This window comes from Nonomuraea endophytica (assembly GCF_014203235.1).
Classification (GTDB): domain Bacteria; phylum Actinomycetota; class Actinomycetes; order Streptosporangiales; family Streptosporangiaceae; genus Nonomuraea; species Nonomuraea endophytica.
This window is the reverse complement of record NZ_JACHIN010000011.1, coordinates 41,042-62,957: the sequence shown is the minus strand read 5'-3', so window position 1 is coordinate 62,957 and position 21,916 is coordinate 41,042. Positions and strand designations below refer to the sequence as shown.

Genomic DNA, 21,916 nt, shown 5'->3' with positions numbered 1-21,916 from the left:
GTCACCCGCCCCTCACCCGAAATCTCCCCGGCGTCACCGGACGGGCTCGCCGCCGGGCGGCGCGCGCCGGGTGAGCGCGCGCAGTTCCTCGGCCGCGCGTCCCAGCACGTCGGCGAGGCCGCGCAGTTCGGTCTCCGCCCGTTGGAGCTGCCCCAGCAGCCGTACGGCGTGCTCCTCTCCCGGTATCCAGGCGACCGGCGCGCCGGAGGCGATGCGGGCCGCGGCGGCGGTCGTCTCCGGCAGCGGGTCCACGCCCAGCTCGTGGGAGAGCAGCCGCCGGCAGACCTCGTACTGGCCCAGCGCCTGCGTGCGGCGGCCCGCCTCGGCGTGCATCTCGATCATGGCGCGGTGCACGTCCTCGCGCAGCGGGTCTGTGTGGAGTATGGCCCGGCCGAACGTGATCGCCGTGTCGAGGTCACCGGTGCTCCGGTGCCAGGTGAGGAGCCTGGCCAGGGCCCGCAGGTGCAGTTCGCGCAGCCGTTCCCGCTCCATGATGACCCAGTCGCCGTAGGCGCCTTCGAGCAGGTCGCCGACGTACAGGCCGACCGCGCCCTTCAGCCGCTCGGCGTCGGCCGCCGACACCCGCCCCGGCCCGAGCGCGGGCGTGACCGCGGCCTCGAAGCGGGCGACGTCCACGCGGGCGTCGCTGCGGCCGTTGAACGACATCGCCCCCGTCGGCTCGACCAGCAGGTACGTGCCCCGCGCCACGTGGGCGGGCTCGATCGCCCGGCGCAGCCGCCAGAGCGCGGTGTTCAGGCGTCGCCTGGCCTCGGCCGTGGACAACTCCCCCCAGAACGCCGCTGCCACCACGTCCCGCGGCTGAGGTCGCTCCCGCTGGAGCACCAGGTAGGCGAGCAGGCTGGCCGCGACCGGCTGCAGCCGCCCTCCGTTGGCGGCGCCTTCTCCCCGGACGATCGAACGATGGTGCCCCAACAGCTTGATCTCAAGCATCCCTGACCCCGTCCCTCACCTACCCGGAGGGCCGGCACGTCCCGCTGATACATCCCTTTGTCTCGCGCTTTCGTGGCGCCGCCGTTCAACCACGCAGTCGCGCGTTGAGCCGCGCGGCCTGTCGCGTGAGGTGCTCGAGTTCGGGGAGGCTGGGGGCCGACCGGGCGGCCTCGGCGTAGAGCCGGGCCGCGGTCACCAGGTCACCGTCACGCTCGTGCAGGTACGCCAAGACGGCGGAGTGACGCGGCAGGGCGGGGTCGAGCCCGGCCAGCGCGGCCAGGCCGGCCCGTGGGCCGTCGGCCTCGCCCACCGCGACGGCCCGGTTGAGGCGGGCCACCGGGCTGTCGGTCAGGCGCACCAGTTCGTCGTACCACTCGACGATCTGCACCCAGTCGGTCTCCTCCGCCTTCTGGGCGTCGGCGTGCAACGCGGCGATCGCGGCCTGGGCCTGGAACTCGCCCAGGCGATCGCGGGCGAGGGCCGCCTGCAGCACGTCGACGCCCTCGGCGATCAGGCGGGTGTCCCACAGGCGGCGGTCCTGCTCGGCGAGCGGCACCAGCCGGCCGTCGGCGCCGGTCCGCGCCGGGCGCCGGGCGTGGTGCAGCAGCATGAGCGCGAGCAGGCCCGCGACCTCCTCGTGGTGGGTCTTGGCGGCGAGCTGGCGGGTGAGCCGGATCGCCTCGGCCGCGAGGTCGACGTCGCCGGAGTAGCCCTCGTTGAAGACCAGGTAGAGCACGCGCAGCACGGTGGCGACGTCACCGGGCTGGTTGAACCGGACCTCGGAGACGGTCCGCTTGGCCCTGCTGATGCGCTGGGCCATCGTCGCCTCCGGCACGAGGTAGGCCTGCGCGACCTGCCGCGTGGTCAGGCCGCCGACCGCGCGCAGCGTGAGCGCCACGGCCGATGCCGGGGTCAGGGACGGGTGCGCGCACAGGAAGTACAGCTGGAGCGTGTCGTCCACCGCCTCGCACTGGCCGGGCACGGGCTCGGCCTCGACGCGTACCTCGCGATTGCGCCGGGAGGTCTCGGCGCGGGCGGCGTCGAGGAACTTCCGCCAGGCCACGGTGACCAGCCAGCCCTTGGGATCTCGCGGCGAGTGGTCCGGCCACACGCGCACCGCCTCGGCCAGGGCCTCCTGCACGGCGTCCTCGGCCGCCGCGAAATCCGCTCCGCGACGGACGAGGACGCCGATCACCGCGGGCACCAGCTCCCGCAGCAGCGGCTCGTTCACTCGGTCACCGTGCACTGCTCGCCGTAGAACGGGCGCACCTCGAGCCACTCGTGGATCGGCTTCCCGCCCGCGCCCGGCGCCGCCGACAGCTCGCCGGCCAGCTCGAGCGCGCGCTCGTAGGTGTCGACGTCGATCACCATCCAGCCGGCGATCAGATCCTTGGTCTCGGCGAACGGGCCGTCGGTGATCGGCGGCCGCCCCTCGCCGTCGTAGCGGACGAACGTGCCCTCCGAGGAGAGCGCCTGCTCGTCGACGAACTCGCCGGTGCTCTCCAGGCGGGTGGCGAAGTCACGCATGTACTGGATGTGGGCCGAAACCTCCTCCGGCGTCCACTGCTCCATCGGCACGTCGTTGACCGATGCCGGTGCGCCTCGGTAGTGCTTGAGCAGCAGGTACTTGGCCATGATGTTTCTCCTTGGTGTGTTATAGGCCCCATTGTGGGCCGTGCTCGGTCCGGGGACGGAGCCGCGCGCGGGTTCTCGACATCCCTGCGCGACTTTTCCCGGCATCTTTTCGCCACGGTTTCCGGCGGGCTTTCGCCGACGCTCGGCAGAGTCGTCTCCCAGGTCGTGCCGTCCTTGGCGGAGGAGCTCCTGGCTGATCGGCAGGGCCGTCAGGTGAGTTCCTCGGCCAGCGCGATGACGATGCCCTCGGGGCCGCGGAGGTAGCAGAGCCGGTAGGTGTCCTGGTAGCGCACCACCTCGCCGACGAGTGCCGCGCCGTGGGCGCGCAGGCGGGCGATGACGTCGTCGATGTCGTCCACCGCGAACATGATGCGGCGGATGCCCAGCGTGTTCGCCGGGGCGTCCTCCGGCACGCCGCTGATCGCCTCCGGCATGTGGTACTTGGCCAGCTCGATCCGCCCGTGCCCGTCCGGGGTCCGCATCATCGCGACGTCGACCCGCTGGTCGTCCAGCCCGACGACACTCGCCGCCCAAGCCCCCTCGATCAGCGCCTTGCCCTCCAGCTCCATGCCGAGTTCCATGAAGAACGCGATCACGGCTTCGAGGTCGTCGACGATGATGCTGACGTTGTCCATCCGCTTGAGCCCCATGGTGGTTCTCCTTCGTCATCGCGCGGCCCGTCCTGGCCACTGGTGTACCGAGGACGGAGCCACCGACACGTTCTCGACACCCGGAGCAGATCTTTTTTGAACCTGTTGGTCTCCGGGGGCGGGTCACGTACTCCTGAAGAGCCGGTCCAGATGCGCGTCGATCGCGTCCAGCGCGTCCTGGGGCTCGATCACGTCGAGTTCGATCAGGGAGGTGAAGCCGGTGAGGGCGAGGAGCAGGTTGGTCTCGGTCGCCGGGTCGCGGCCGGAGTCGATGTGCCCGTCGGCGATCGCCTGGCGTACCAGCTGTTCGACCTGGGCCCGCCCTTGGACGAGGCCGCGGCGCGCCTGCTCGTGCACGGCCTCGTCGTGCAGCGCCTCCAGGACGTAGGCGGCGCTCATCCGGCTGGTCGCGCGGGCGTCGGCATTCAGGGGGAGCATTTCCGCGAGCGTCAGTCGCAGCACGTCACGGGGGTGCGGACGGTCACCGAGCTTTTCGAGCCCCTGGTGTACGCGCGCCGAGGTCTGCTCGGAGGCGAAGTCCATGGCGAAGGAGAGCATGGCGGTCCGGGAGGCGAAGTAGTGCTGCAGCTGCCCGAGTGACATGCCCGCTTCCTGCGCGACCACGCGCATCGTCAGCTGTGTGACGCCGCGCTGCTCCACCACCCGCCACAGTGCGCGGGCGATCGCTTCGCGGCGTCCGCGGTGATCCACCTGTTTCGGCATCGCCGACCCCTTTCCAATACAGTTGACATAATACATCTGACCCATAATCCTGGAAACCACTTGAGGAAAGGAATCGTCATGTCCGAACAGCCGAAGGTACGGACCACGGAAGGCGTGGTGCAGGGGCTCCGGCGGCAGGGGCACGCGGTGTTCCGCGGCATCCCCTACGCCCAGCCCCCGGTCGGAGCGCTCCGCTTCGCCGCGCCCGCGCCGCCGCACCGCTGGGAGGGGACCAGGCAGGCGGTCGAGTTCGGCCCCGTGGTGCCGCTGTCCCTGCCGATCGACGTTCCCCCGCAGGGCCCCGACTGGCTGACGCTCAACGTCGGCACTCCGGATCCCGGCGCGGCGGGACTGCCGGTGCTGGTGTGGATCCCCGTGGGCGGCTACCTCTCGGCGGCGTCGAGCGACCCGATGTTCGACCCGGCGGCGCTGGCCGAGGCGGGACTCGTCGTGGTGACCATCAACTGCCGCGTGGGCGCGGAGGGTTTCGCGTTCCTCGACGACGCACCGCCCAACCGCGGATTCCTCGACCAGATCGCGGCGCTGGAGTGGGTGCAGCGCAACATCGCCGCCTTCGGAGGCGACCCCGGCCGGGTCACCGTGGCCGGGGTGTCCGCCGGGGCGGGGTCGGTCGCCGCCCTGCTGACGATGAAGTCCGCGCGCGGCCTGTTCCGGCGGGCCATGGCCCATTCGGTGCCGGGGCTGAACAGCACCCCCGCGCTGGCACGGCAGGCCACCGCCGCGTTCGCGGACCGGGTCGGCGCGGCGGCCCCCACCGCCGAGGCCCTGCGCGACATCGACCCATGGCATCTGGCCGCCGAGCTCACCTCCTTCAACGCCGGCCTCCACGCGCACCGGGAGAGCTGGGGACGCCTCACGGAGGCCGGCACCGCGCTGTGCCCCGTCGTCGACGGCGAGGTCCTCACCGAGACGCCCTGGCCCGCGCTGACCGGCGGGCGCGCGAGCGGGACCGAACTGCTCGTCGGCCACGCCCGGGACGAATTCCGGTACTTCAGCGTCATGAGCGGACGGTACGGCACCTTCACCGAGGAGGACGCCCAGGCAGCCCTGGAACTGCTCGCCCCGCAGCCGGACGGCGCGCGGGCCTACCGTGCCGCGTTCCCGCAGGCAGGCCCGGAGGAACTGGTGGAGACGGTGTACTCCGACGCCCTGTTCCGCATGCCGTCACAGAAGCTGGCCGAGGCGAACGCCGCGGCCGGCGGCACCTCGTACCTGTTCGAACTGTGCTGGACCACCCCGGTCCTCGGCGGCATCCTGGGCGCCTGCCACAGCCTCGACGTACCCCTGGCGTTCGGCACGCTGGACAGCCCCGTCGGCACCCAGCTCATCGGCGAGGAGCCCACTCCCGAGGCCGTCGCGCTCTCCCGCGAACTCCAGGAGGTATGGGTCCGCTTCGTCACCACCGGCGACGCGGGCTGGCCCGCCCACCGGCCCGGCGGGCGCCTCACCCGCGTCCTGGACACCGAGTCGAAGACTCTGCCCTACCCCGAACAGGCATCCCGCCAGATCTGGGAAGGCCACTCCCCCGCCCCCTTCGACCTCTCGTAAGCGTCCGGGCCACCTCCTGCGACTGCGCCCCCGCCACTCACCTGCCCATCGGCGACTGGCGTACGGCCAGGCGACACCCGGCCCCTCGGCACCAGATCCCACCCGAGGGTGACGGACGATCCCGGCCGGGGCCCGGATGGGCCCGCTGTCCGCCACACCAGCGGCTCCAGACCGGTGACCGGCAGGTAGGCGAGGTCCGGGCCGTGCCCAGTAGCGGGGTCCCCGGATCGGAGCGCGAAGATCAGCCGAGCGTGAACGTCCTGGCGTGGATACGGCGCCGGCTGGGAGGGTGGACCTCATGATGGAAGACTTGCGGGACGCCGAGCACCGACTTCAGGCCGCGCAGCTAGCTGGAGATGTCGAGGCGCTGGATCGGCTGCTGGATGATCGGCTGATCTTTACCTTCGGCGCGAACGTCGCGACCAAGGCGGACGACCTGGAGATGCACCGCACTCGGACGCAGGTGCTGACGAAGGTGGCCGAGGAGGAGTTGACCGTGCTCGCCGACGGGCACACCGGGGTGACGTGGTTTCTCGGCACCGTCGAAGGAACCGTCTCCGGTGCGCCGTTCGCGGCCAGGATGCGCTACACCCGTACGTGGCTGTACGGCGAGACGCACGGCTGGCGAATCATCGCCGTGCACGCCAGCACGACCGATTGACCTAGCCGACACGTTGTCCGACGACCGGCCAGCCGGATGGTCACCGGCGAGGTTCGGCAGCCCCCGTGGGGCGGGCCGAAGCTGGAGGCCAGGCTAATCCGGCAAGATCAAGGACTGGATCTTGGTATTCCAGCTCCGGCCCATGCACGAAAGGATCAAAGCCAGAGGGATCGGAGACACCCTCTCGCCCCCAGGGCAGCGGAGTGCCGGCATCGGGCGCGGCCGAGATGCCCCGGCCGCCGCGGCGAGCGTGACGTGCCCGCCGCGCCACCGTGATTGCTCATGTAGGTCTCTGCCCTGCCCCTGGCTGTGGTGCCCAGGTACCGAATGCAAGCTCTTCTCGCGTAGCGCCAAACCCGGTCCGTTCCTCCCCGGAGGGATGCTTTGTATGCAATGTATGCTGTGCATGCAATCAGGAGGTGGCATGCAGACCGAGTCCGTGTATCGGCGGCTGCGGGAGCGGATCGTGACCGGCGGGTACGCGCCCGGCGAACGGCTGACCGAGTTGTCCGTCAGCGCTGTGCTGGAGGTCAGCCGGACGCCTGTGCGGGAGGCGTTGCGGCGGCTGGAAGGCGATGGCCTGGTCCGCAGCGCCGGGCGGGGTGTGATCGTGGCGGCGCTCAGCGGCGAGGCGCTGGCCCACGCCTACGCGGTGCGGGCCTCCCTGGAGGCGCTCACCGCCGAGACCGCGGCAGCTCGGCAACGGGCCGGCCGGATCGCCCCCGCCGACCTGGCCGACCTCACCCGCGACAACACGCTGCTCGCCGAGGTCACCCAGGCGGGCGACTACGACCAGGCGATGCTGCTCAACCGCCGTTTCCACCGCCGGGTCGCCGAGCTCGCGGCCAACCCGATCGCGCTGGAGATGCTCGACCGGCTCTGGGACCAGATCGTGGTCTCCACGCGTGCCTCCCTCACTCCCCCGCAGCGCCCCGACGCCGTCGTGGCCGAGCACCGGCTGCTGGTCTGCGCGATCGCGGACGGCGAAGCCGAGCTCGCCGGCCGGATCGCCGCCGGTCACGCCCGTGCCACCGCGCTGGCCGCCGAGGCGGGCGTACCCGATGACAGCGGGGCGAACAGCGGCGCAACCGTCAAGAAAGGACCGTGACCCCCATGGCGAAGACGCACCACTACGAGGTCGAAGTGACGTGGACCGGCAATACCGGCACCGGCACCAGCGGCTACCGCGACTACAAGCGCGACCATGACGTCTCCGCGCCCGGCAAGGACGTCATCGCGGGATCGTCCGACCCGGCGTTCCGCGGCGACCCGGCGCGGTGGAACCCCGAGGAGCTGCAGGTGGCGGCGGTGTCGCAGTGTCACATGCTCTGGTTCCTGCACCTGTGCTCGGCCGAGGGGATCGTGGTGACCGGCTACACCGACCGTCCACACGGCACCATGGTCGAGTCGCCCGACGGCGGCGGGCGGTTCGAGGAGGTCGTGCTGCGGCCCGAGGCGACCCTGGCCGATCCCACCACGGCCGCACGCGCGCTGGAGCTCCATGAGCGCGCCCACCAGCTGTGCTTCATCGCCAACTCGGTCAACTTCAAGATCAGCCACGCTCCGGTTTTCCCGGCCTGAGAGCTTCGGTCTCCTCCAGCCGCGCCTTCAGGTAGGCGCGGTCGGCGTCGGTCGGGGCCAGATCCAGCGCTTCCCGGTACGCCCGCGCGGCCCGCGCATACGAGCCCAGCCTGCGCAGCAGATCGGCCCGGGTGGCCGGGAGCAGATGGTATCCGGCGAGCTCGCCCGCGGCGGCGAGCTCCTCGACCAGTAGGAGCCCGGCCTCGGGTCCGTCGGCCATCGCGACGGCGACCGCGCGGTTGAGCCGGACGACGGGCGCGGGCACCAGTTCCAGCAGGTCATCGTAGAGCCGGACGATCTCCGGCCAGTCGGTCGCCTCGACGCTCGGGGCCGTCGCGTGGCAGGCCGCGATCGCCGCCTGGAGCTGGTACGGGCCGGGGGCGCCGGGCAGCAGCCGTACCCCCTCAGTGATCTTCGCCCGATCCCAAAGAGATCGATCCTGGCGGTCCAGCGTGATCAGGACGCCCGCCTCGTCGACCCGGGTCGCCCGCCGCGCGTCGTGCAGCAGCATCAGCGCGAGCAGGCTCCGCGCCTCCGGCTCGGGCAGCAGCCTCACGAGCAGGCGGGCCAGCCGGATCGCCTCGGCGCTGAGGTCCTGCCGGACGAGGCTGGCGCCGGCACTGGCCGCGTACCCCTCATTGAACAGCAGGTAGATCACCGCGAGCACGGCTTGCAGGCGGCTCGGCAGCAGGTGCGCGGGCGGGACCCGGTACGGGATGCCCGCCTCGCGGATCTTCTTCTTCGCCCGGGTGAGCCGCTGGTACATGGCCGGCTCCGCCACCAGGAACGCCCGCGCGATCTCCGCCGTCGTCAGCCCGACCAGCGTCCGCAGCGTCAGCGCGACCCGCGCGTCGAACGGCAGCGCCGGATGGCAGCAGGTGAAGATCAGCCGGAGCCGGTCGTCGGGCACCTCGTCCGGCTCCGGCGGCTCCTCGGCGTGGGTCAGCATGGCGGCCTGGCGCAGCTTGGCGGCGCCGACGGCTTCGCGCCGGAGCAGGTCCATGGCCCGGTTACGCGCCGTCGTGGTCAGCCAGGCGCCCGGGTTGTCGGGAATGCCGGCGTGCCGCCACCGGTCGAGGGCGACCGCGAACGCGTCCGCGGCGCAGTCCTCGGCCAGATCCCAGTCACCGGTCACCCGGATCAGCGTCGCGACGACCTGTCCCCACTCCGCCGCGAACGCCTTCGCCACCGCCGGCTCGACCGCGTCGGTCACTCCCACACCGGCCGCACCTCGACGGTGCCGAAAGCCGCGAACGGGTGCCCCGCCGCGATCTCGATCGCCTCGTCCAGATGCGCGCACTCGACCACGAGGAAGCCGCCGATCAGGTCCTTGGTCTCCGCGTACGGGCCGTCGGAGATCAGCGTCTCGCCGTCGCGCACCCGCACCTTCGTGGTGGCCGTCGGCCGCAGGCGGTTGCCGCCCCGGTAGACCCCGCGGGCCTCCAGGTCGGCGAACCAGGCCTGGTGCTCCGGCCAGGCATCGATCTCCTGCGGCGACTCCGAGTGTTCCTCACCGTGCCAGATCACCAGTGCGTACTTCATCTACAGCACTATGGCACGCCCACCTGCGCGATCAAGGCGCGGTGGTGAGGTCGTCGGAGCGTCCGGCCTCGATGCGCGACCACTGGGAGAGCGGTCTCCCGTCGATCCGCCAGAACTGCGTGGGCTCCTCCTCCCGCCACGCCTGCGGCCAGCCGGGAGGCGAGTCCTCGCCCGGGTGCTGGCGGCCGTACACGGTGAGGTCCATGAGCGCGAGGCTGTAGTCCATCTCCTCCACGCCGCGGCCCGTCGTCCAGTACGTCTCGAAGACCCGGTCGCCGTCGCGCAGGTAGCTCACCAGGTGCATCGAGCCGATCTGGCGCCCGACGAGCAGCGTGTCGACGGAGGGCTTGGACGAGTACCACGGCATGTCCCAGCCCATGAAGTCGCGATAACGGCGGCTTTCCTGGTACGGGCCCTGGCAGAAGACGGCGTAGGTGATGTCGCGCGAGTGCAGGTAGGACAGCTCCGAGATCTGCCCGCCGCACCACGTGCACCCTTCACACTGGTCGGCGGCCGGCCGGCCGTCGCGCCACATGAAGTAGTAGGCGAGGAGCTGCCGCCGTCCCTCGAACGTCTCCAGCAGCGTGACCGGCCCGTCGGGCCCGATCAGCTCGGTCGTGGGGTCCACCTCGACCATGGGCAGACGGCGCCGGGCCGCCGCGATCGCGTCGCCTTCGCGCGTGTGCGCCTTCTCCCTGGCCCGCAACTCGTCCATCTGGGCCTGGAAAGTGGCCCGGTCGACGGCCGCGGGCATGGCAGGCGCGTTGCGGGCGAGGGCTGTCGGCTGGCTGAGGTCGTTCTTCATGGTCTGTCTCCTCCTTTGGTACGTGGCTTCGCCCACCGACGAACGGGGCACCGGGGGATTCGACATCGCCGGAAAACAAACTTCAGCGCGTGGTCACGGAGCCTCCCAGACGGGGCGGATCTCGATGCCGGCGCCGATCGGGCAGTTGCGGGCCACCTCCTCGGCCTCGTCCAGGTCCGCGCAGTCCACGACGTAGAAACCGCCGAACTCCGCGCGCCTCGGCGTGAACGGACCACCGGTGGCGGCGGGGCCGTCGGCGGTCGGGCGCAGGGTGCGGGCCTCCCGCTCGGGGTGCAGCGCCTGCCCGGTGTGGGTGACGCCGCGTTCGTCCAGATAGCGGGCGAACGCCTGGTGCTCGGCCAGCGCGGCCGCCATCTCCTGCTCGGAGACGGCGTCCCAGTAGCCCTCGGGGTCGAACAACAGCAGTGCGTACTTCATTTTCAGACCTCCCTACCCCATGACGCGCAGGTCATCCGAAAATCGACAGCGCTCAGGCGCGACGCCGATAAGCACGCACGGCCAGCGGCGCGAACACCGCCACGATCCCCAGCGCCCACGCCAGCGAAGCCAGCACCGGTCCGCCCGCCGGGCCGCCGAGCATGAGCGCCCGTGAGGCGTCCATCACCCGCTCGACCGGATTGACGTTCAGCCACACCTGCAGCCAGCCCGGCATGGTGCCCTTGGGCGCGGTCATGCTGGTGCCGAACGTCAGCGGGAAGATCACCAGGAACGACAGCCCCTGCACCGCGCCCGGCGTCCTGGCCACCATCCCGAACAGCACGAACACCCAGCTCACACAGAACGCGAAGAACATCGTCAGCAGGCACGCCGCGAGCACGCCCAGCAGCCCGGTCTGCGCCCGGAACCCCAGCAACGTGCCGAATCCCAGCATCGAGGCGGTCGCCACCACGTACCTGATCACATCGCCCAGCACCGACCCCAGCAACGGCGCCGAGCGGCCGATGGGCAGCGCGCGGAACCGGTCGAAGACGCCCTTGTCGATGTCCGTGCTGAGGTTCACCCCGGTGGCCATGGCGGCTATCAGCATGACCTGCACCAGCATCGCGGGCAGGACGAGCTGCAGGTACGCGCCGGTGGAGCCGGACACCGCCCCGCCCAGCAGGAAGACGAAGATGACCAGGAACATCAGCGGCTGGACCGTCACGTCGAGCAGTTGCTCGGGGGTGCGCAGGGTCTTGGTGACGCTGCGTCCGGCCAGGGCGAGGCTGTGCCGTACCAGGGCGAAAGGGCGCGGCTGGAGGCGTGCGGGAGCTTGCTTGTGCACGGTGAGGGTCATGCGGCGGCCTCTCGTTGTCCGGTCAGGGTGAAGAAGACCTCGTCCAGGCTGGGCAGGTGCAGCGACAGCTCGGCCGCGGTGATGCCGGACGCGGCCAGCGCGGCCACGATCTCGGCGAACGCGGCGTCGCCGTCCACCGGGACCGTGACCACGCCGCGGCCGGGGCGCTCGGGGCGGCGGCCGGACAGGCGGGCCAGGATCGACTCGGCTTCGGGCAGGCGTTCGGGGTCGGCGGGGCGTACGAGGGCGGTCTGGCCGCCGACGATGCGCTTGAGCTGGGCCGGGCTGCCGTGCGCGATGACCTTGCCGTGGTCGATGACCGAGATGTCGTCGGCCAGCGCGTCGGCTTCCTCCAGGTATTGCGTGGTCAGCAGCACGGTGACGCCGTCCTCGACCAGATCGCGGACGATCGTCCAGACGTCCTCGCGCTTGGCGGGGTCCAGGCCGGTGGTCGGCTCGTCCAGGAAGATCACGTCGGGACGGCCGACCAGGCTCGCTGCCAGGTCGAGGCGGCGGCGCATGCCGCCCGAGTAGGTCTTGCACCTGCGGTCGGCCGCCGCGTCCAGCCCGAACTCCGTGAGCAGTTCGGCCGCTCGCTGCTTGGCCTGGTTGCCAGGTAGGTCGAGCAGGCGTGCGATGAGCACCAGGTTCTCCCGGCCGGTCAGGTCCTCGTCGACCGAGGCGTACTGGCCGGTCAGGCCGATCAGGCGGCGTACCCGGGCGGCGTGCCGTACCACGTCGAGCCCGCCCACGGTGGCGCTGCCGGCGTCGGCCCGCAGCAGTGTGGCCAGGATGCGTACGGCGGTTGTCTTGCCGGCGCCATTGGGGCCGAGCACCGCCAGCACGCTGCCCTGGCGGGCGGCCAGGTCTATTCCTGCCAGGGCGGTGGTCTTGCCGAAGCGTTTGACCAGCCCTTCGGCTTCGAATGCGTTCATGACCGCCAGCGTGCTCGACGGCCCTGGCAGATCCCGCACAGATCGCTGTCAAACCCGCGCACAAGGGCCTGGCCACTACCTTCTTAGCTGCGAAGGATTTCGACGAGGCTGGCGAAGCTGTCCTTGCCGTGGCCTGCGTCGATGCCCCGGGCGGTGAGTGACTGGATGAGTTCGGGCAGGGCGGTGTCGAGGCCCCGCGCTCGTACGGCGTCGACGAGGTGGTCCATCAGCGGGGCATCCAGCTCCAGCCATTCCTGGTCGCCGGGGTAGCGGTGGTCATCGACCTGGCGGGCGTAGTCGGTGATCACCTCCGTGACGGTCGTGGACAGCCAGTGCGTCAGCAGGGGCGCCACCGTCGTGGCCTGGACCTGGGCGGTGCCGAGCAGGGCGGCGGTCTGCAGGAAGCCGATCAGGGTGGCCCAGGCGAAGTTGAGCATCGCCACGTCATAGAGAGCCGCGGTGCCGGGGGCCGGGCCCAGGTAGGTGGCGCCGCCGAGGTGCGCGAGCGAGCTGTGACGGCGCTCGAACACCTCCCGGGAGCCGCTGTAGACCAGCACCGTTTCCGGCTGACCGACATGCTCGGGATGGGCCATCAACGCGCCGTCGAGGTAGTGCCCGCCCCGGGCCCGCACCCAGGCGGCGGCCCGCTGGGCCTGCTCGCTTGTGCCGGACGTCAGGTTGACCAGGTCGGCGGAGACGAGGTGCGGCCCGGCCCGGCCCAGCACGCGCTGGACGGCGTCGTAGTCGTCCAGGCACATCAGCACCAGTGAAGCCGTGAACGCCGCCTGCGGCGAATCCGCCCGCCGTACGTCCTCGACGGGCTCGGCCGACGCGCCGGCTTCATCCCAGACGACGACGTCGTGACCTGCCGCAGCGATGGCCTTGGCCAGCGCCGCGCCTCGCGGGTTCAACCCTATGACCGACGTACGCACGTTCATCACTCCTCGGATCGGCGCCCTTCGCGTGGTTAGGCTAGACCTTCACATGGATGTGAGAGTCAACAGGAGGCGTGGGTGCGGATCGGAGAGCTGGCGGGGCGGACCGGCGTCAGCCCGCGGCTGTTGCGCTACTACGAGGAGCAGGGCCTGCTGCGGCCGCGGCGACGGCCGAGCGGATACCGCGAGTACGGCGAGGGCGACGTGGAACGGGTGCGACGCATCCGCGTCCTGCTCTCAGCCGGGCTCCCCACCACGACCATCGCCGACGTGCTGCCGTGCACGGTCGACGTCGGCGACGGCCTGGCCGCGGCATGTCCCGGCCTCCTGCCCGAACTGCGCCGTGAGCGGGACCGGATCAGCCGGTCCATCACCGACTTGTCCACCGCCCGGACGATGCTCGACACCATCATCGGCGCCACCTCCCACTGAGCAGAACCTGGGTGGCCACCGGCGTCGCGGCAGTTGAGCGTGGCTCGGAAGTCGGTCAGGAACCGCGCGCCGAGCTCGGGCCCAGCCCGATCGCGGGCAGGATGGCCTGGTCGACGATCGCCGCGAGGTCCTCGTCGGTGGGCGGCGCCGCGGCATCGATCAGGCGCTTGGTGACGAGGGCCTCGCCGATGTCGGCCACGACCGGGGTGAGCAGTGCGGCGGGGAAGTGGCCCCGTTCGGCGTAGTGTTCCAGCACGGTACGGGTGAACGTGCCCCCGCGACCGGCGAAGACCCGCTCGAACAGGGCGTCGGACATCAGTGCCACGCTTCTGGGGTCGGTGAGGATGGCCGCGACCGCCCGGCCGGCCGGGCTGAAGGCCCACTCCACCATGAGCCGCAGGGCGCGGATGAGATCGCCGCGCAGGTCGTCGGCCCCGGGCGTCGGCTCCTCGACCGGGTGCTGGTGGTAGAGCGCGTCGAGCAGCACGTCGATGGGATCCGCCCAGCGGCGGTAGAGGGTCGTGCGGGGTGTCGCCGCGCGCCGGGCGATGCCGTCCATGGTCAGCCGCCCCGCGCCCACCTCGATCACCTCTTCCAGCGCGGCGTCGTGAATGGCCTTGATCAGCTCTTCGCCGCGACGGCGCGTCCGGGATTCGTTCATCGCCACCCCTTGCTTAGCTACGCGCTTGTATCTTACCTTGTGCCTCAGCTACAGTCGTGTATCTAAAGCCGAGGGGACATCCATGTCCATCGCCCCACCGCCTCCCGTCGAGGGAGCCACCCCCATCACCCAGCGCGCGTTGGCGCCCGATCTCGCCCGCGGGTTGATGCTGCTGCTCATCGCGTTAGCGCACGCGCACATGTACCTGTCCGGTCACGCGACCGGCTTCCGCGGCTACGCCCTCGACGGCGGGCTGCCGGACCGGCTGGTCGCCGGGGCACAGATCTTGCTGGTGGACGGCCGCGCGCTGCCGATGTTCGCCGCCCTGTTCGGCTACGGCCTCGTACGGCTCGCCGACCGGCAACTCGCCACCGGCAGGAGCTGGACACAAGTTCGCAAGGTACTGCGCCGGCGGAGCCTGTGGCTGCTGGCGTTCGGGTTCTGCCACGCGCTGTTGCTGTTCTTCGGTGACATCCTCGGGGCGTACGGACTGGTCGGGCTGGTGCTCGTCGGGTTCGTCCGGCGAGCGGACCGGTCAGTGCTCCGGGCCGCCGCCGTCGGGCTGGTGCTGCACGTCGTGGTGATGTTCGGCTTCGGGCTGCTCACCGTCTCCGCCCCCAAGGGCGACACGCCCGCCGCCATGGCCGACCCCATCGCGGCGCTGGTGATGCGGCTCATCGGGTGGTTCGGGATGACGCCCACGTACTTCGCCGCGAGCGTGGTGCCGGCCTTCCTGTTCGGGATCTGGGCGGCCAGGCGCCGCGTGCTGGAGGACCCCGCCGCGCACCGGGACCTGCTGACACGGGTCGCCTTCGTGGGCACCGCCGTGGCCGTTGTCGGCGGGGCGCCGCTGGTGCTGGTCGACATCGGGCTCTGGATGCCGTCGGACCTGGTGGCCGTGTCGGCGTACGCGCTGCACAGTGTGAGCGGCATCGCCGGAGGGCTGGCGTACGCGGCGATCGTCGGGCTCGTCGCCGGCCGCGCTCGCCGCGGTGGTCCGGTGGTCAAGGCGCTCGCCGCGTGCGGTCAGTGGTCGCTGACCTGCTATCTCCTCCAGTCCGTGGTCTTCGTGGCGCTCTTCGCGCCGTACGCGGGCGGTCTCGGCACCCGGGTCGGCGACGCTGCGGCGTCCGGCATCGCGGTGCTGACCTGGCTGAGCACCGTGGTCCTCGCCGCGCTGCTCGCGCCGGGCGGGCGACGGGGACCGGCAGAGGTCGCGCTGCGGCGGCTCACCTACGGCCCCCGGTAATTCTGGCAACCAGTAATTCTGGCCGCCGGTAACTCGTACGGCCCGCCCTGCCCTCACCGGGCCCAGCCTTTCCCTGACCGCGCGTGGGCCCCGGTGTCCAGCCCAGAACTATCTGTAGTCACGGATGCACCGCTCGCGAGTGCGCAGCTGTAGGACATCAGGTCAGGTGGCTGGCCGACTCCGGTGGCTTGTCAGGCCAGGTGGCTGGCCGACTCCGAGGCTTGTCAGGCCAGGGCTTGTCAGGCAACGGAAGGTGTCAAGCCACGACGCGTGCCAGGCCAGATGGCTTGTCAAGGGTGAGCGGCGTGGTGGAGGGATTGGAGGCCTGGGATGGGGATGGTGGCTTGCTGGGTGCCCTTTGCGTCCAGGGCCACCAGGTGGTCGCCGGCGCCGGCCAGCAGCTGCCCGTTCAGCGCGGCCAGTCCGCGCGCCGGGCCGGGCAGCTGCCAGGTTCCGAGAGGTGCCAGCGTGGCCGGGTCGGCCACCTGTACGGAGGTGCCGGCCGCGAGGTAGAGGCGTTGGTGCTCGGCCAGCGCGTACGACTCGCCCGTGTGTTTGGCGCCGAAGGCGGTGCGTTTCACCGTGAGGTCCGTGGTGTCGGCTTGGGCGATGCGGCCGCTGGTGGCGTCGTAGATGAAGAGGGTGCGGCCGTCGGGGCTGAGGGTCAGTGTGTGCGCCTCGGGTGGGCCCATGCCGAACGGCTGCGGCAGGTCGAGGCAGTACGCCCACCGCTGGTCCAGCTGGAGAACGTGCACAAAAGCATGCACGCCGGGCGCGGAGTCGCCGCCTGCGACCAGGTCGCGGGTGTGCAGGTGGTCGGGCTGGTGGGTGTACAGCGTGTAGAGGACCCCCGCGTCCCGGTCCAGCACCGCCTGGCGGCCCTGCCCGCGCATCTCCTCCTCCTTGCCCTCCGGCACGGGCTTCTTGTCGCGCGTGTTGAGCGGCTTCGGGGTGCCTGAGGGCAGGTCCAGCACGCGTACCCGGTAGCGGTCCGGCTTGTCGGGTGGCAGGTATTCCAGGACGTACATGGCCTGGCCGTCGGTGGAGAACGCCTCCGGCTCGACGTTGCCGTCGAGCCGGAGGTCTCGGCTGCCGTCCGGTCCGGCCAGGGAGATGAGGGTGCTGGTACGCGGGCCGGGCGGCGGGCCGACCGCGACGAGCTCTCCCGTGCGGGAGACCGCCTTGACCTGCGCGCCGCTGACGGGCGTTTCGCGCCGCACCTTGCCGTCCGGGAGGTCGAGCACGCGCAGGCGCCCGTCCTTCACCTGGTGCAGCCGCTTCCAACCGGCATCCGGTACGGCTTCGCCGTACTCACGGAGCTGCTTGCCGGTGGCCAGATCCACGGCGACCAGCCCGGACGCGGTCCTGGCATACAGCGTCCCCACCATGGGAGCGGCCGGCGAGCTCACGGGCTTGGCGGCCGCGGGCTCCACCTGGCTCCCGGCGCAGGCGGACAGGGCGGGCAGGGTGGCCAGGGCGAGGGCCCCGGCCAGCAGTTCACGTCGCGTCGTCATCACACCTGCCCTACACCGCCCGGCCACGAAAGGTTCAGCGCCTTCTTCCCCACCGCTCGACCGCGAGAGGTCAGGCGTCTTCCCGGCCACCGTTCTAGCCGCAAAAACCCAGAATCTTCTCCCTCACTGCCCAGCTGCGAAAGCCCAGAGCCTTCCCCCTCACTGCCTACCGCAAATGTCCAGAGCCTTCCCCCTCACTGCCTACCGCAAATGTTCAGAGCCTTCTCCTAGCCGCGAGAGGTCAGCATCTTCTTCGCCGCCACATGGCGTGCGAGCCCTTCGCCACCACCCGGCCGCGAAAGGTTGGCGCTTCTTAGTGGTGGGGTGTTAGGCGGCCGGAGGGCCGTGTTCGATCCGGCGCAGGACTGGGACCAGCTTGTCCAGGGTGTCGCCGCCGATGTGCTGGCGTTCGTCCCACCAGGTGACGCCCTCCTCGGCCAAGGGCGCGATGATGGCCCGTGCCTGCGTGGAGTCCGTGGGGGTGACGCCGCCGGCGACGATGTCGAAGGGGTCGGTCCGGTCCAGGCGGGCGCGTTCTTCGCGGATGAAGGCGATCAGGTCGTGTACCTCCTCGACGCGTGGAGGTTGCCCATGTCTGGCCGACTCGAACAGCGGGACCGCGCCGTCCCAGCGGGCCGCGCGGCGCATGGGGCGGCGGTTCGGCCAGTATCCGGCCACCCACACGGGCGGGCGGGGCTGCTGAACGGTGGCCGGTAGCAAGGCCACGTCGTGGGCCTCGAAGAACCGGCCCTTGTGCGTGACCGGCTCTCCGCTCCAGTAACGCGCCATCAGGTCGAGGCCCTCATCCAGGCGTGCGGCCAGTTCGATCGGGTCGGTGCTCTCGCCGAACGCGCCGTACTCCTCCTCGATCGGCGCCCCCAAGCCCGCACCGAAGATGACCCGGCCGCCGCTGAGGGAATCGAGGGTGGCGACCTGGCGGGCGAGTTGCTGCGGGCGGCGCCTGGCCACCGGGGTGACCAGCGTGCCCAACCGGAGGCGGGTGGTGGCCAGCGCGGCGGCGGTCAGCAGCATCCAGGGGTCGCCGAAGGGGATGCGTTGTTTGCGATGTACCACGTGGTCCCAGACGAACAACGCGTCCCAGCCGGACTCTTCCGCAGCCGCGGCGACCTTGGCCACGTTCCTGGCGTCGGCGAACTCCCCGAAGTTCGGGATGTTGATCGAAAAGCGCATCCTCGCATCCTGTCCCACCCGCAAACACCCCAGCAATCGACAGGCCGCACCAACCTCCCCAGCAACCCGACAACCACCTACCCACCTGCCCCGCCAGCCCACCCGGGTTGCCGGGTTGCCGCGTAGGCGCGTAGGCGGGTAGGCCAGATAGGTGGGTGGGTGCGTGGGTGGACAGGTGGGCTGGCGGACAGACGGGCAGGGGGTCGGTGAACAGACAACCCGACAACGCCTGCCAGGGCGGGGCCACCTCCGCGGCGCTACCGGTGCGACCCGTGGGGCAGCCGCTGGCCGGCACACCGGCGACGATCACGGCGGCACAGGCCACACTGACGACAGACCATCCGCCGAGCCTCATGGCGGGGGCCACCTCTGCGGTGACACCAGTGCGACCTGTGGAGTCCGCCGAGTTCTTCAGCGCCGATCACGCCGGGATCGTGGCGGGGGTGGCACCCATGCTCGCCGGCCGCCTGGGACTGGATCGACCGGCTGGGCCTGAGGAACCCGAGTGCCTGCCGGGGCTACGAGAACCGCCGACCGGGGGCCTGAGAACCACATGCCGGGGGCAGGAGAGCCACATGCCAGGGGCAGAACCGCCTGCTGGGAGGCTGTGAGAACCGCATGCCAGGGGCCTGTGAGAGCCGCCTGCTGGGAGCCTGGCAACCGTGTGCCAGGCGGTCTGGCAGCGGCGGTTGCCGGGCAACCTGACAAGCGGGCGGACGGAGCGATGTGGTGGTGGGCTCTCAGGCGGACGGGGCGGTGTCGTGGTCGGCTCTCAGGCCGACAGGCGGGGGTGGGTAACCTCCTGGCATTCGGGGGCCAAGGTTCCATCGAGGGGTCGGGAAGGGTGGGGAGAGCTGCGACGATAGCCGTTTCATCATTGCCGGATGACGGATATCGGTCTTGGACATATCCCTGCCCGATCTGATCTTATTTGGTGCGAAATTTCGGGGAAAGGGAACGGGGGCACGGGGTGGGGAAGCGGGTTGGCCGGGGCGTCGCGCAGTTGGCGGGGGTGGGACTGGCGGCGGGGGTCGTCGCGGCGGGCATCTGGGCGTTGCCTGTCGGGGGCGCCGGTGTGGCGATCATGGCGGCCACCGACGAGCTGCAGCCGGTCGAGCTGAAGGAGCCGCCGCTGGCGGAGAAGTCCACGCTGCTGGATGCCGCGGGCAAGCCCATCGCTCAGTTTTACGAGGTCTATCGCGAGATCGTCCCGCTGACCGACGTGGCCGAGACGATGAAGACGGCGATCATCGCGATCGAGGACTTCCGCTTCTACGAGCACGGCCCCATCGACTTCCAGGGCATGGCCAGGGCGCTGGCCAAGAACCTGTCGGCGGGCGGTGTGAGCGAGGGCGGCTCCACGATCACCCAGCAGTACGTCAAGCAGGTGCTCCTGACCACGGCCCGTACCAAGGAGGAGAAGGCCAAGGCCCTGGAGACCAGCTACGCCCGCAAGCTCAACGAGCTCCGCTACGCCATGTCCGTGGAGGAGAAGTACACCAAAGACCAGATCCTCGAGAAATATCTGAACATCGCGTACTTCGGCGCCGGCGCCAACGGTGTCGAAGCTGCCGCCAAACGGTTCTTCGGCGTCCCGGCGGCCAAGCTCACGCTCGGGCAGGCGGCCACGCTGGCGGGAGCCGTACAGTCGCCCAGCAACACCGACCCCTCGGTCAGCAAGGCCCACCGCGCGCGGCTGCTGGAGCGCAGGAACATCGTCCTGGACCGGATGGCCGACCTCGGCAGGATCTCCAAGGAGGACGCGGCCGCCGCCAAGGCGAAGAAGCTCGGCTACAAGGGCGTGCCGCTGCCGGGCGGGTGTGAGTCCAGCTCGTACGCCTACTTCTGCCTGTACGCGCGCAACGAGATCCTCAACGACCCGGCCTTCGGCAAGACCAGGACCGCGCGCAAGCAGTTGCTGGAGCGCGGCGGCCTCACGATCCGCACGACGCTCGACCGCCGCATGCAGACCGCGGCCGACCGGGCGATCAAGAAGCGGGTGTTCACCACCGACAACCCGGTGGCCGCCGAGGCGCTCGTCCAGCCGGGCACCGGGAAGATCAAGGCGATGGCGGCCAGCCGCGAGTACGGCAGCGGCAAGGACCAGATGTCTTACAACCTGGTAGCCGACGTCGCGCACGGTGGCGGGACCGGTTTCCAGCCCGGCTCGACGTTCAAGACGTTCACGCTGGTCGCCGCGCTGCAGCAGGGCATGCGGGTCAACGACGGAATGACCGTGGGCGCCGGTTACCGTGCGCCCGGCTATGCCTCGTTCAAGAACTGCAAGGGCGGCAACGCCGGCGACCCCACGCACACCGTCACCAACGACGAGGGCTCGGGCGGGTACAAGACCCTGCAGACCGGGACATGGGGCTCGGTCAACACGTTCTTCCTGGAGCTGGAGCAGCGGGTCGGGCTCTGCGAGACGGTCAAGACCGCCAAGGCGCTCGGCAGCAAGCGGGCCGACGGCAAGCCGCTGGGCGAGGTTCAGACGTTCACGCTCGGCGTCAACGAGAGCGACCCGGTGACGGTGGCCGCCTCGTACGCGGCGCTGGGCGCGCGGGGCAAGTACTGCGAGCCGATGGCGATCACCGCGATCACCGACCGCGACGGCAAGAAGACCGACTACGAGCCGAAATGCCGGCAGGCGATCGACCCTGAGGTGGCTGACGCGACCGCGCACGTGCTGTCGGGGGTGTTCACCAAGGGCACGATGCGCGGTGTGGGCGGCATCGGACGCCCGGCGGCGGGCAAGACGGGGACGACCGACGACTACGCGGCCGCCTGGTTCGCCGGATTCACCCCAGATCTGGCGGCCGCGGTCAGCATCGGCGACCTGCGCGGCGCGCAGCGCTACAAGCTGACCGGCGTCACGATCGGCGGCCGGTACTACGGCCTGGTGGCCGGGGCCACGATCTCCGGGCCGATCTGGCAGGAGACGATGATGGCGGCGCTCAAGGGGGTGCCCCAGACGCCGTTCACGCCGCTCAACACCGCACGCTTCGGCGGCGGCGAGCCGCCGCCCAGCCAGGACGAGCCGACGAACGACGACGAGACGCCGGACGAGGAAGGGCCCCTCCGAGACAACGAAGAGCCGCTCCAAGACGACGAAAGGCCGCGACAGAACGACGAGACGCCGCTGCCGGACGAAGAAGAGGACGGGCCTCAGCGCTGAGCCAGCTCCCCCAGCCTGACCAACGACCGTCGCACCAGCAGCACGGTCGCCGCGTGCACCACCGGCCAGCCCGGCAGCGCCCACCTGGGCACCTCGACCCGCTCTGCCCACACCACCCGGCACCACCGCGGGCCGAGCGGCCGTACCCGGAAGGCGCCTTCCCCGCGCACGATCGCACCAGTGTGCTCCACCCGCACCCGGTGCGGCGGCTCCCACTCCGTGATCGTCATCGTGTCGAGGAAGCCGAACGGCCTGATCCCGGTATAGGCCTCGATCATGTCAGGCCCGGTCTGCCGGGCGTCGGTCATGAACATCCACTCGTGGTGGCGGGGCCAGTCGGTGATGAGGGCGAAGACGTCCTCGGCGGGTGCGTCCAGCTCGACGGCCACGGCGGCGTACCTGAGGCTCAT

Annotated in this window: 23 protein-coding genes; 7 read left to right on the top strand and 16 right to left on the bottom strand. The window is 70.9% G+C overall.

The genetic code is table 11. The features are described from left to right. Positions 1 to 33: 33 nt before the first annotated feature. From HNR40_RS35015 to HNR40_RS34995, 5 genes are all read right to left on the bottom strand, one after another. Entirely contained in the window at positions 34 to 951 is a 918-nt protein-coding gene (locus HNR40_RS35015) for an AfsR/SARP family transcriptional regulator (protein ID WP_184969109.1), read from the bottom strand. Between the two features lie 85 nt (positions 952 to 1,036). Next, positions 1,037 to 2,182, bottom strand: a complete 1,146-nt coding sequence (locus tag HNR40_RS35010) for an RNA polymerase sigma factor (RefSeq protein WP_184969107.1) — start codon at positions 2,180 to 2,182, stop codon at positions 1,037 to 1,039. Continuing rightward, positions 2,179 to 2,586 carry a YciI family protein gene (locus HNR40_RS35005; protein WP_184969105.1) on the bottom strand — a complete coding sequence of 136 codons (408 nt, stop codon included), beginning with the start codon at positions 2,584 to 2,586 and terminating at the stop codon, positions 2,179 to 2,181. The genes HNR40_RS35010 and HNR40_RS35005 overlap by 4 nt, the downstream gene beginning before the upstream one ends. A gap of 209 nt (positions 2,587 to 2,795) precedes the next feature. After that, the gene (locus tag HNR40_RS35000; protein WP_221341263.1) at positions 2,796 to 3,221 is read right to left on the bottom strand and encodes a VOC family protein; all 426 of its coding nucleotides are present in this window, start codon (positions 3,219 to 3,221) and stop codon (positions 2,796 to 2,798) included. Between the two features lie 138 nt (positions 3,222 to 3,359). Continuing rightward, complete coding sequence (locus HNR40_RS34995; RefSeq protein WP_184969101.1) at positions 3,360 to 3,959, bottom strand: TetR/AcrR family transcriptional regulator; 600 nt, start codon at positions 3,957 to 3,959, stop codon at positions 3,360 to 3,362. A gap of 78 nt (positions 3,960 to 4,037) precedes the next feature. On the opposite strand from HNR40_RS34995, the gene HNR40_RS34990 reads away from it, so the two are divergent. From HNR40_RS34990 to HNR40_RS34975, 4 genes are all read left to right on the top strand, one after another. Further along, positions 4,038 to 5,528: a carboxylesterase/lipase family protein gene (locus HNR40_RS34990; RefSeq protein ID WP_184969099.1), complete on the top strand. Its 1,491-nt coding sequence runs from the start codon at positions 4,038 to 4,040 to the stop codon at positions 5,526 to 5,528. A gap of 298 nt (positions 5,529 to 5,826) precedes the next feature. After that, on the top strand, positions 5,827 to 6,189 hold the full coding sequence (locus tag HNR40_RS34985) for a nuclear transport factor 2 family protein (RefSeq protein ID WP_246509787.1): 363 nt from the start codon (positions 5,827 to 5,829) through the stop codon (positions 6,187 to 6,189). Positions 6,190 to 6,613: 424 nt separating this feature from the next. Beyond that, the gene (locus HNR40_RS34980; protein ID WP_184969097.1) at positions 6,614 to 7,297 is read left to right on the top strand and encodes a GntR family transcriptional regulator; all 684 of its coding nucleotides are present in this window, start codon (positions 6,614 to 6,616) and stop codon (positions 7,295 to 7,297) included. Positions 7,298 to 7,302: 5 nt separating this feature from the next. Beyond that, on the top strand, positions 7,303 to 7,770 hold the full coding sequence (locus HNR40_RS34975) for an OsmC family protein (RefSeq protein WP_184969096.1): 468 nt from the start codon (positions 7,303 to 7,305) through the stop codon (positions 7,768 to 7,770). Here HNR40_RS34975 and HNR40_RS34970 read toward each other — a convergent pair. The 7 genes from HNR40_RS34970 to HNR40_RS34940 all read right to left on the bottom strand — a co-directional run bounded on the left by HNR40_RS34970 (position 7,742) and on the right by HNR40_RS34940 (position 13,287). Continuing rightward, positions 7,742 to 8,989 (bottom strand): RNA polymerase sigma factor, encoded by a 1,248-nt coding sequence (locus HNR40_RS34970; RefSeq protein ID WP_184969094.1) that lies wholly within the window; start codon positions 8,987 to 8,989, stop codon positions 7,742 to 7,744. The genes HNR40_RS34975 and HNR40_RS34970 overlap by 29 nt on opposite strands. Continuing rightward, positions 8,980 to 9,312, bottom strand: a complete 333-nt coding sequence (locus tag HNR40_RS34965) for a YciI family protein (RefSeq protein WP_184969092.1) — start codon at positions 9,310 to 9,312, stop codon at positions 8,980 to 8,982. Before HNR40_RS34965 ends, HNR40_RS34970 begins: the two co-directional genes overlap by 10 nt. A gap of 31 nt (positions 9,313 to 9,343) precedes the next feature. After that, entirely contained in the window at positions 9,344 to 10,117 is a 774-nt protein-coding gene (locus tag HNR40_RS34960; protein WP_184969090.1) for a DUF899 family protein, read from the bottom strand. A gap of 93 nt (positions 10,118 to 10,210) precedes the next feature. Next, positions 10,211 to 10,555, bottom strand: coding sequence for a YciI family protein (locus HNR40_RS34955; protein WP_184969088.1), 345 nt, complete (start codon positions 10,553 to 10,555; stop codon positions 10,211 to 10,213). Positions 10,556 to 10,607: 52 nt separating this feature from the next. Next, positions 10,608 to 11,414: an ABC transporter permease gene (locus HNR40_RS34950; RefSeq protein ID WP_184969086.1), complete on the bottom strand. Its 807-nt coding sequence runs from the start codon at positions 11,412 to 11,414 to the stop codon at positions 10,608 to 10,610. After that, positions 11,411 to 12,349 (bottom strand): ATP-binding cassette domain-containing protein, encoded by a 939-nt coding sequence (locus tag HNR40_RS34945; protein WP_184969084.1) that lies wholly within the window; start codon positions 12,347 to 12,349, stop codon positions 11,411 to 11,413. The genes HNR40_RS34950 and HNR40_RS34945 overlap by 4 nt, the downstream gene beginning before the upstream one ends. 83 nt (positions 12,350 to 12,432) lie before the next feature. After that, complete coding sequence (locus HNR40_RS34940) at positions 12,433 to 13,287, bottom strand: NAD(P)-dependent oxidoreductase (protein ID WP_184969082.1); 855 nt, start codon at positions 13,285 to 13,287, stop codon at positions 12,433 to 12,435. A 75-nt stretch (positions 13,288 to 13,362) separates the two neighbouring features. Here HNR40_RS34940 and HNR40_RS34935 point away from each other — a divergent pair, with 75 nt between their 5' ends. After that, positions 13,363 to 13,716 (top strand): MerR family transcriptional regulator, encoded by a 354-nt coding sequence (locus HNR40_RS34935; RefSeq protein WP_184969079.1) that lies wholly within the window; start codon positions 13,363 to 13,365, stop codon positions 13,714 to 13,716. A 55-nt stretch (positions 13,717 to 13,771) separates the two neighbouring features. On the opposite strand, the gene HNR40_RS34930 is transcribed toward HNR40_RS34935, so the two are convergent. Continuing rightward, positions 13,772 to 14,377 (bottom strand): TetR/AcrR family transcriptional regulator, encoded by a 606-nt coding sequence (locus HNR40_RS34930; RefSeq protein WP_184969077.1) that lies wholly within the window; start codon positions 14,375 to 14,377, stop codon positions 13,772 to 13,774. An 82-nt stretch (positions 14,378 to 14,459) separates the two neighbouring features. Here HNR40_RS34930 and HNR40_RS34925 point away from each other — a divergent pair, with 82 nt between their 5' ends. Further along, positions 14,460 to 15,626, top strand: a complete 1,167-nt coding sequence (locus tag HNR40_RS34925; RefSeq protein WP_184969075.1) for a DUF418 domain-containing protein — start codon at positions 14,460 to 14,462, stop codon at positions 15,624 to 15,626. A gap of 290 nt (positions 15,627 to 15,916) precedes the next feature. Here HNR40_RS34925 and HNR40_RS34920 read toward each other — a convergent pair whose 3' ends face one another. Together HNR40_RS34920 and HNR40_RS34915 are read right to left on the bottom strand one after the other, a co-directional pair. After that, the gene (locus tag HNR40_RS34920; RefSeq protein ID WP_184969073.1) at positions 15,917 to 17,140 is read right to left on the bottom strand and encodes a YncE family protein; all 1,224 of its coding nucleotides are present in this window, start codon (positions 17,138 to 17,140) and stop codon (positions 15,917 to 15,919) included. A gap of 327 nt (positions 17,141 to 17,467) precedes the next feature. Further along, positions 17,468 to 18,331 (bottom strand): LLM class flavin-dependent oxidoreductase, encoded by an 864-nt coding sequence (locus HNR40_RS34915; RefSeq protein ID WP_184969071.1) that lies wholly within the window; start codon positions 18,329 to 18,331, stop codon positions 17,468 to 17,470. Between the two features lie 970 nt (positions 18,332 to 19,301). Here HNR40_RS34915 and HNR40_RS34910 point away from each other — a divergent pair. Continuing rightward, complete coding sequence (locus HNR40_RS34910) at positions 19,302 to 21,506, top strand: transglycosylase domain-containing protein (RefSeq protein WP_312896629.1); 2,205 nt, start codon at positions 19,302 to 19,304, stop codon at positions 21,504 to 21,506. On the opposite strand, the gene HNR40_RS34905 is transcribed toward HNR40_RS34910, so the two are convergent. Continuing rightward, positions 21,497 to 21,916 carry an SRPBCC family protein gene (locus HNR40_RS34905; RefSeq protein WP_184969069.1) on the bottom strand — a complete coding sequence of 140 codons (420 nt, stop codon included), beginning with the start codon at positions 21,914 to 21,916 and terminating at the stop codon, positions 21,497 to 21,499. The two genes, HNR40_RS34910 and HNR40_RS34905, sit on opposite strands and share 10 nt — an antisense overlap.

Coding starts and splice junctions, on each gene's coding strand:
- HNR40_RS35015 (WP_184969109.1), bottom strand. CDS start 951: ATGCTTGAGATCAAGCTGTTGGGGCACCATCGTTCGATCGTCCGGGGA.
- HNR40_RS35005 (WP_184969105.1), bottom strand. CDS start 2,586: ATGGCCAAGTACCTGCTGCTCAAGCACTACCGAGGCGCACCGGCATCG.
- HNR40_RS35000 (WP_221341263.1), bottom strand. CDS start 3,221: ATGGACAACGTCAGCATCATCGTCGACGACCTCGAAGCCGTGATCGCG.
- HNR40_RS34995 (WP_184969101.1), bottom strand. CDS start 3,959: ATGCCGAAACAGGTGGATCACCGCGGACGCCGCGAAGCGATCGCCCGC.
- HNR40_RS34990 (WP_184969099.1), top strand. CDS start 4,038: ATGTCCGAACAGCCGAAGGTACGGACCACGGAAGGCGTGGTGCAGGGG.
- HNR40_RS34985 (WP_246509787.1), top strand. CDS start 5,827: ATGATGGAAGACTTGCGGGACGCCGAGCACCGACTTCAGGCCGCGCAG.
- HNR40_RS34980 (WP_184969097.1), top strand. CDS start 6,614: ATGCAGACCGAGTCCGTGTATCGGCGGCTGCGGGAGCGGATCGTGACC.
- HNR40_RS34975 (WP_184969096.1), top strand. CDS start 7,303: ATGGCGAAGACGCACCACTACGAGGTCGAAGTGACGTGGACCGGCAAT.
- HNR40_RS34965 (WP_184969092.1), bottom strand. CDS start 9,312: ATGAAGTACGCACTGGTGATCTGGCACGGTGAGGAACACTCGGAGTCG.
- HNR40_RS34960 (WP_184969090.1), bottom strand. CDS start 10,117: ATGAAGAACGACCTCAGCCAGCCGACAGCCCTCGCCCGCAACGCGCCT.
- HNR40_RS34955 (WP_184969088.1), bottom strand. CDS start 10,555: ATGAAGTACGCACTGCTGTTGTTCGACCCCGAGGGCTACTGGGACGCC.
- HNR40_RS34950 (WP_184969086.1), bottom strand. CDS start 11,414: ATGACCCTCACCGTGCACAAGCAAGCTCCCGCACGCCTCCAGCCGCGC.
- HNR40_RS34945 (WP_184969084.1), bottom strand. CDS start 12,349: ATGAACGCATTCGAAGCCGAAGGGCTGGTCAAACGCTTCGGCAAGACC.
- HNR40_RS34940 (WP_184969082.1), bottom strand. CDS start 13,287: ATGAACGTGCGTACGTCGGTCATAGGGTTGAACCCGCGAGGCGCGGCG.
- HNR40_RS34930 (WP_184969077.1), bottom strand. CDS start 14,377: ATGAACGAATCCCGGACGCGCCGTCGCGGCGAAGAGCTGATCAAGGCC.
- HNR40_RS34925 (WP_184969075.1), top strand. CDS start 14,460: ATGTCCATCGCCCCACCGCCTCCCGTCGAGGGAGCCACCCCCATCACC.
- HNR40_RS34920 (WP_184969073.1), bottom strand. CDS start 17,140: ATGACGACGCGACGTGAACTGCTGGCCGGGGCCCTCGCCCTGGCCACC.
- HNR40_RS34915 (WP_184969071.1), bottom strand. CDS start 18,331: ATGCGCTTTTCGATCAACATCCCGAACTTCGGGGAGTTCGCCGACGCC.
- HNR40_RS34905 (WP_184969069.1), bottom strand. CDS start 21,916: ATGAGCCTCAGGTACGCCGCCGTGGCCGTCGAGCTGGACGCACCCGCC.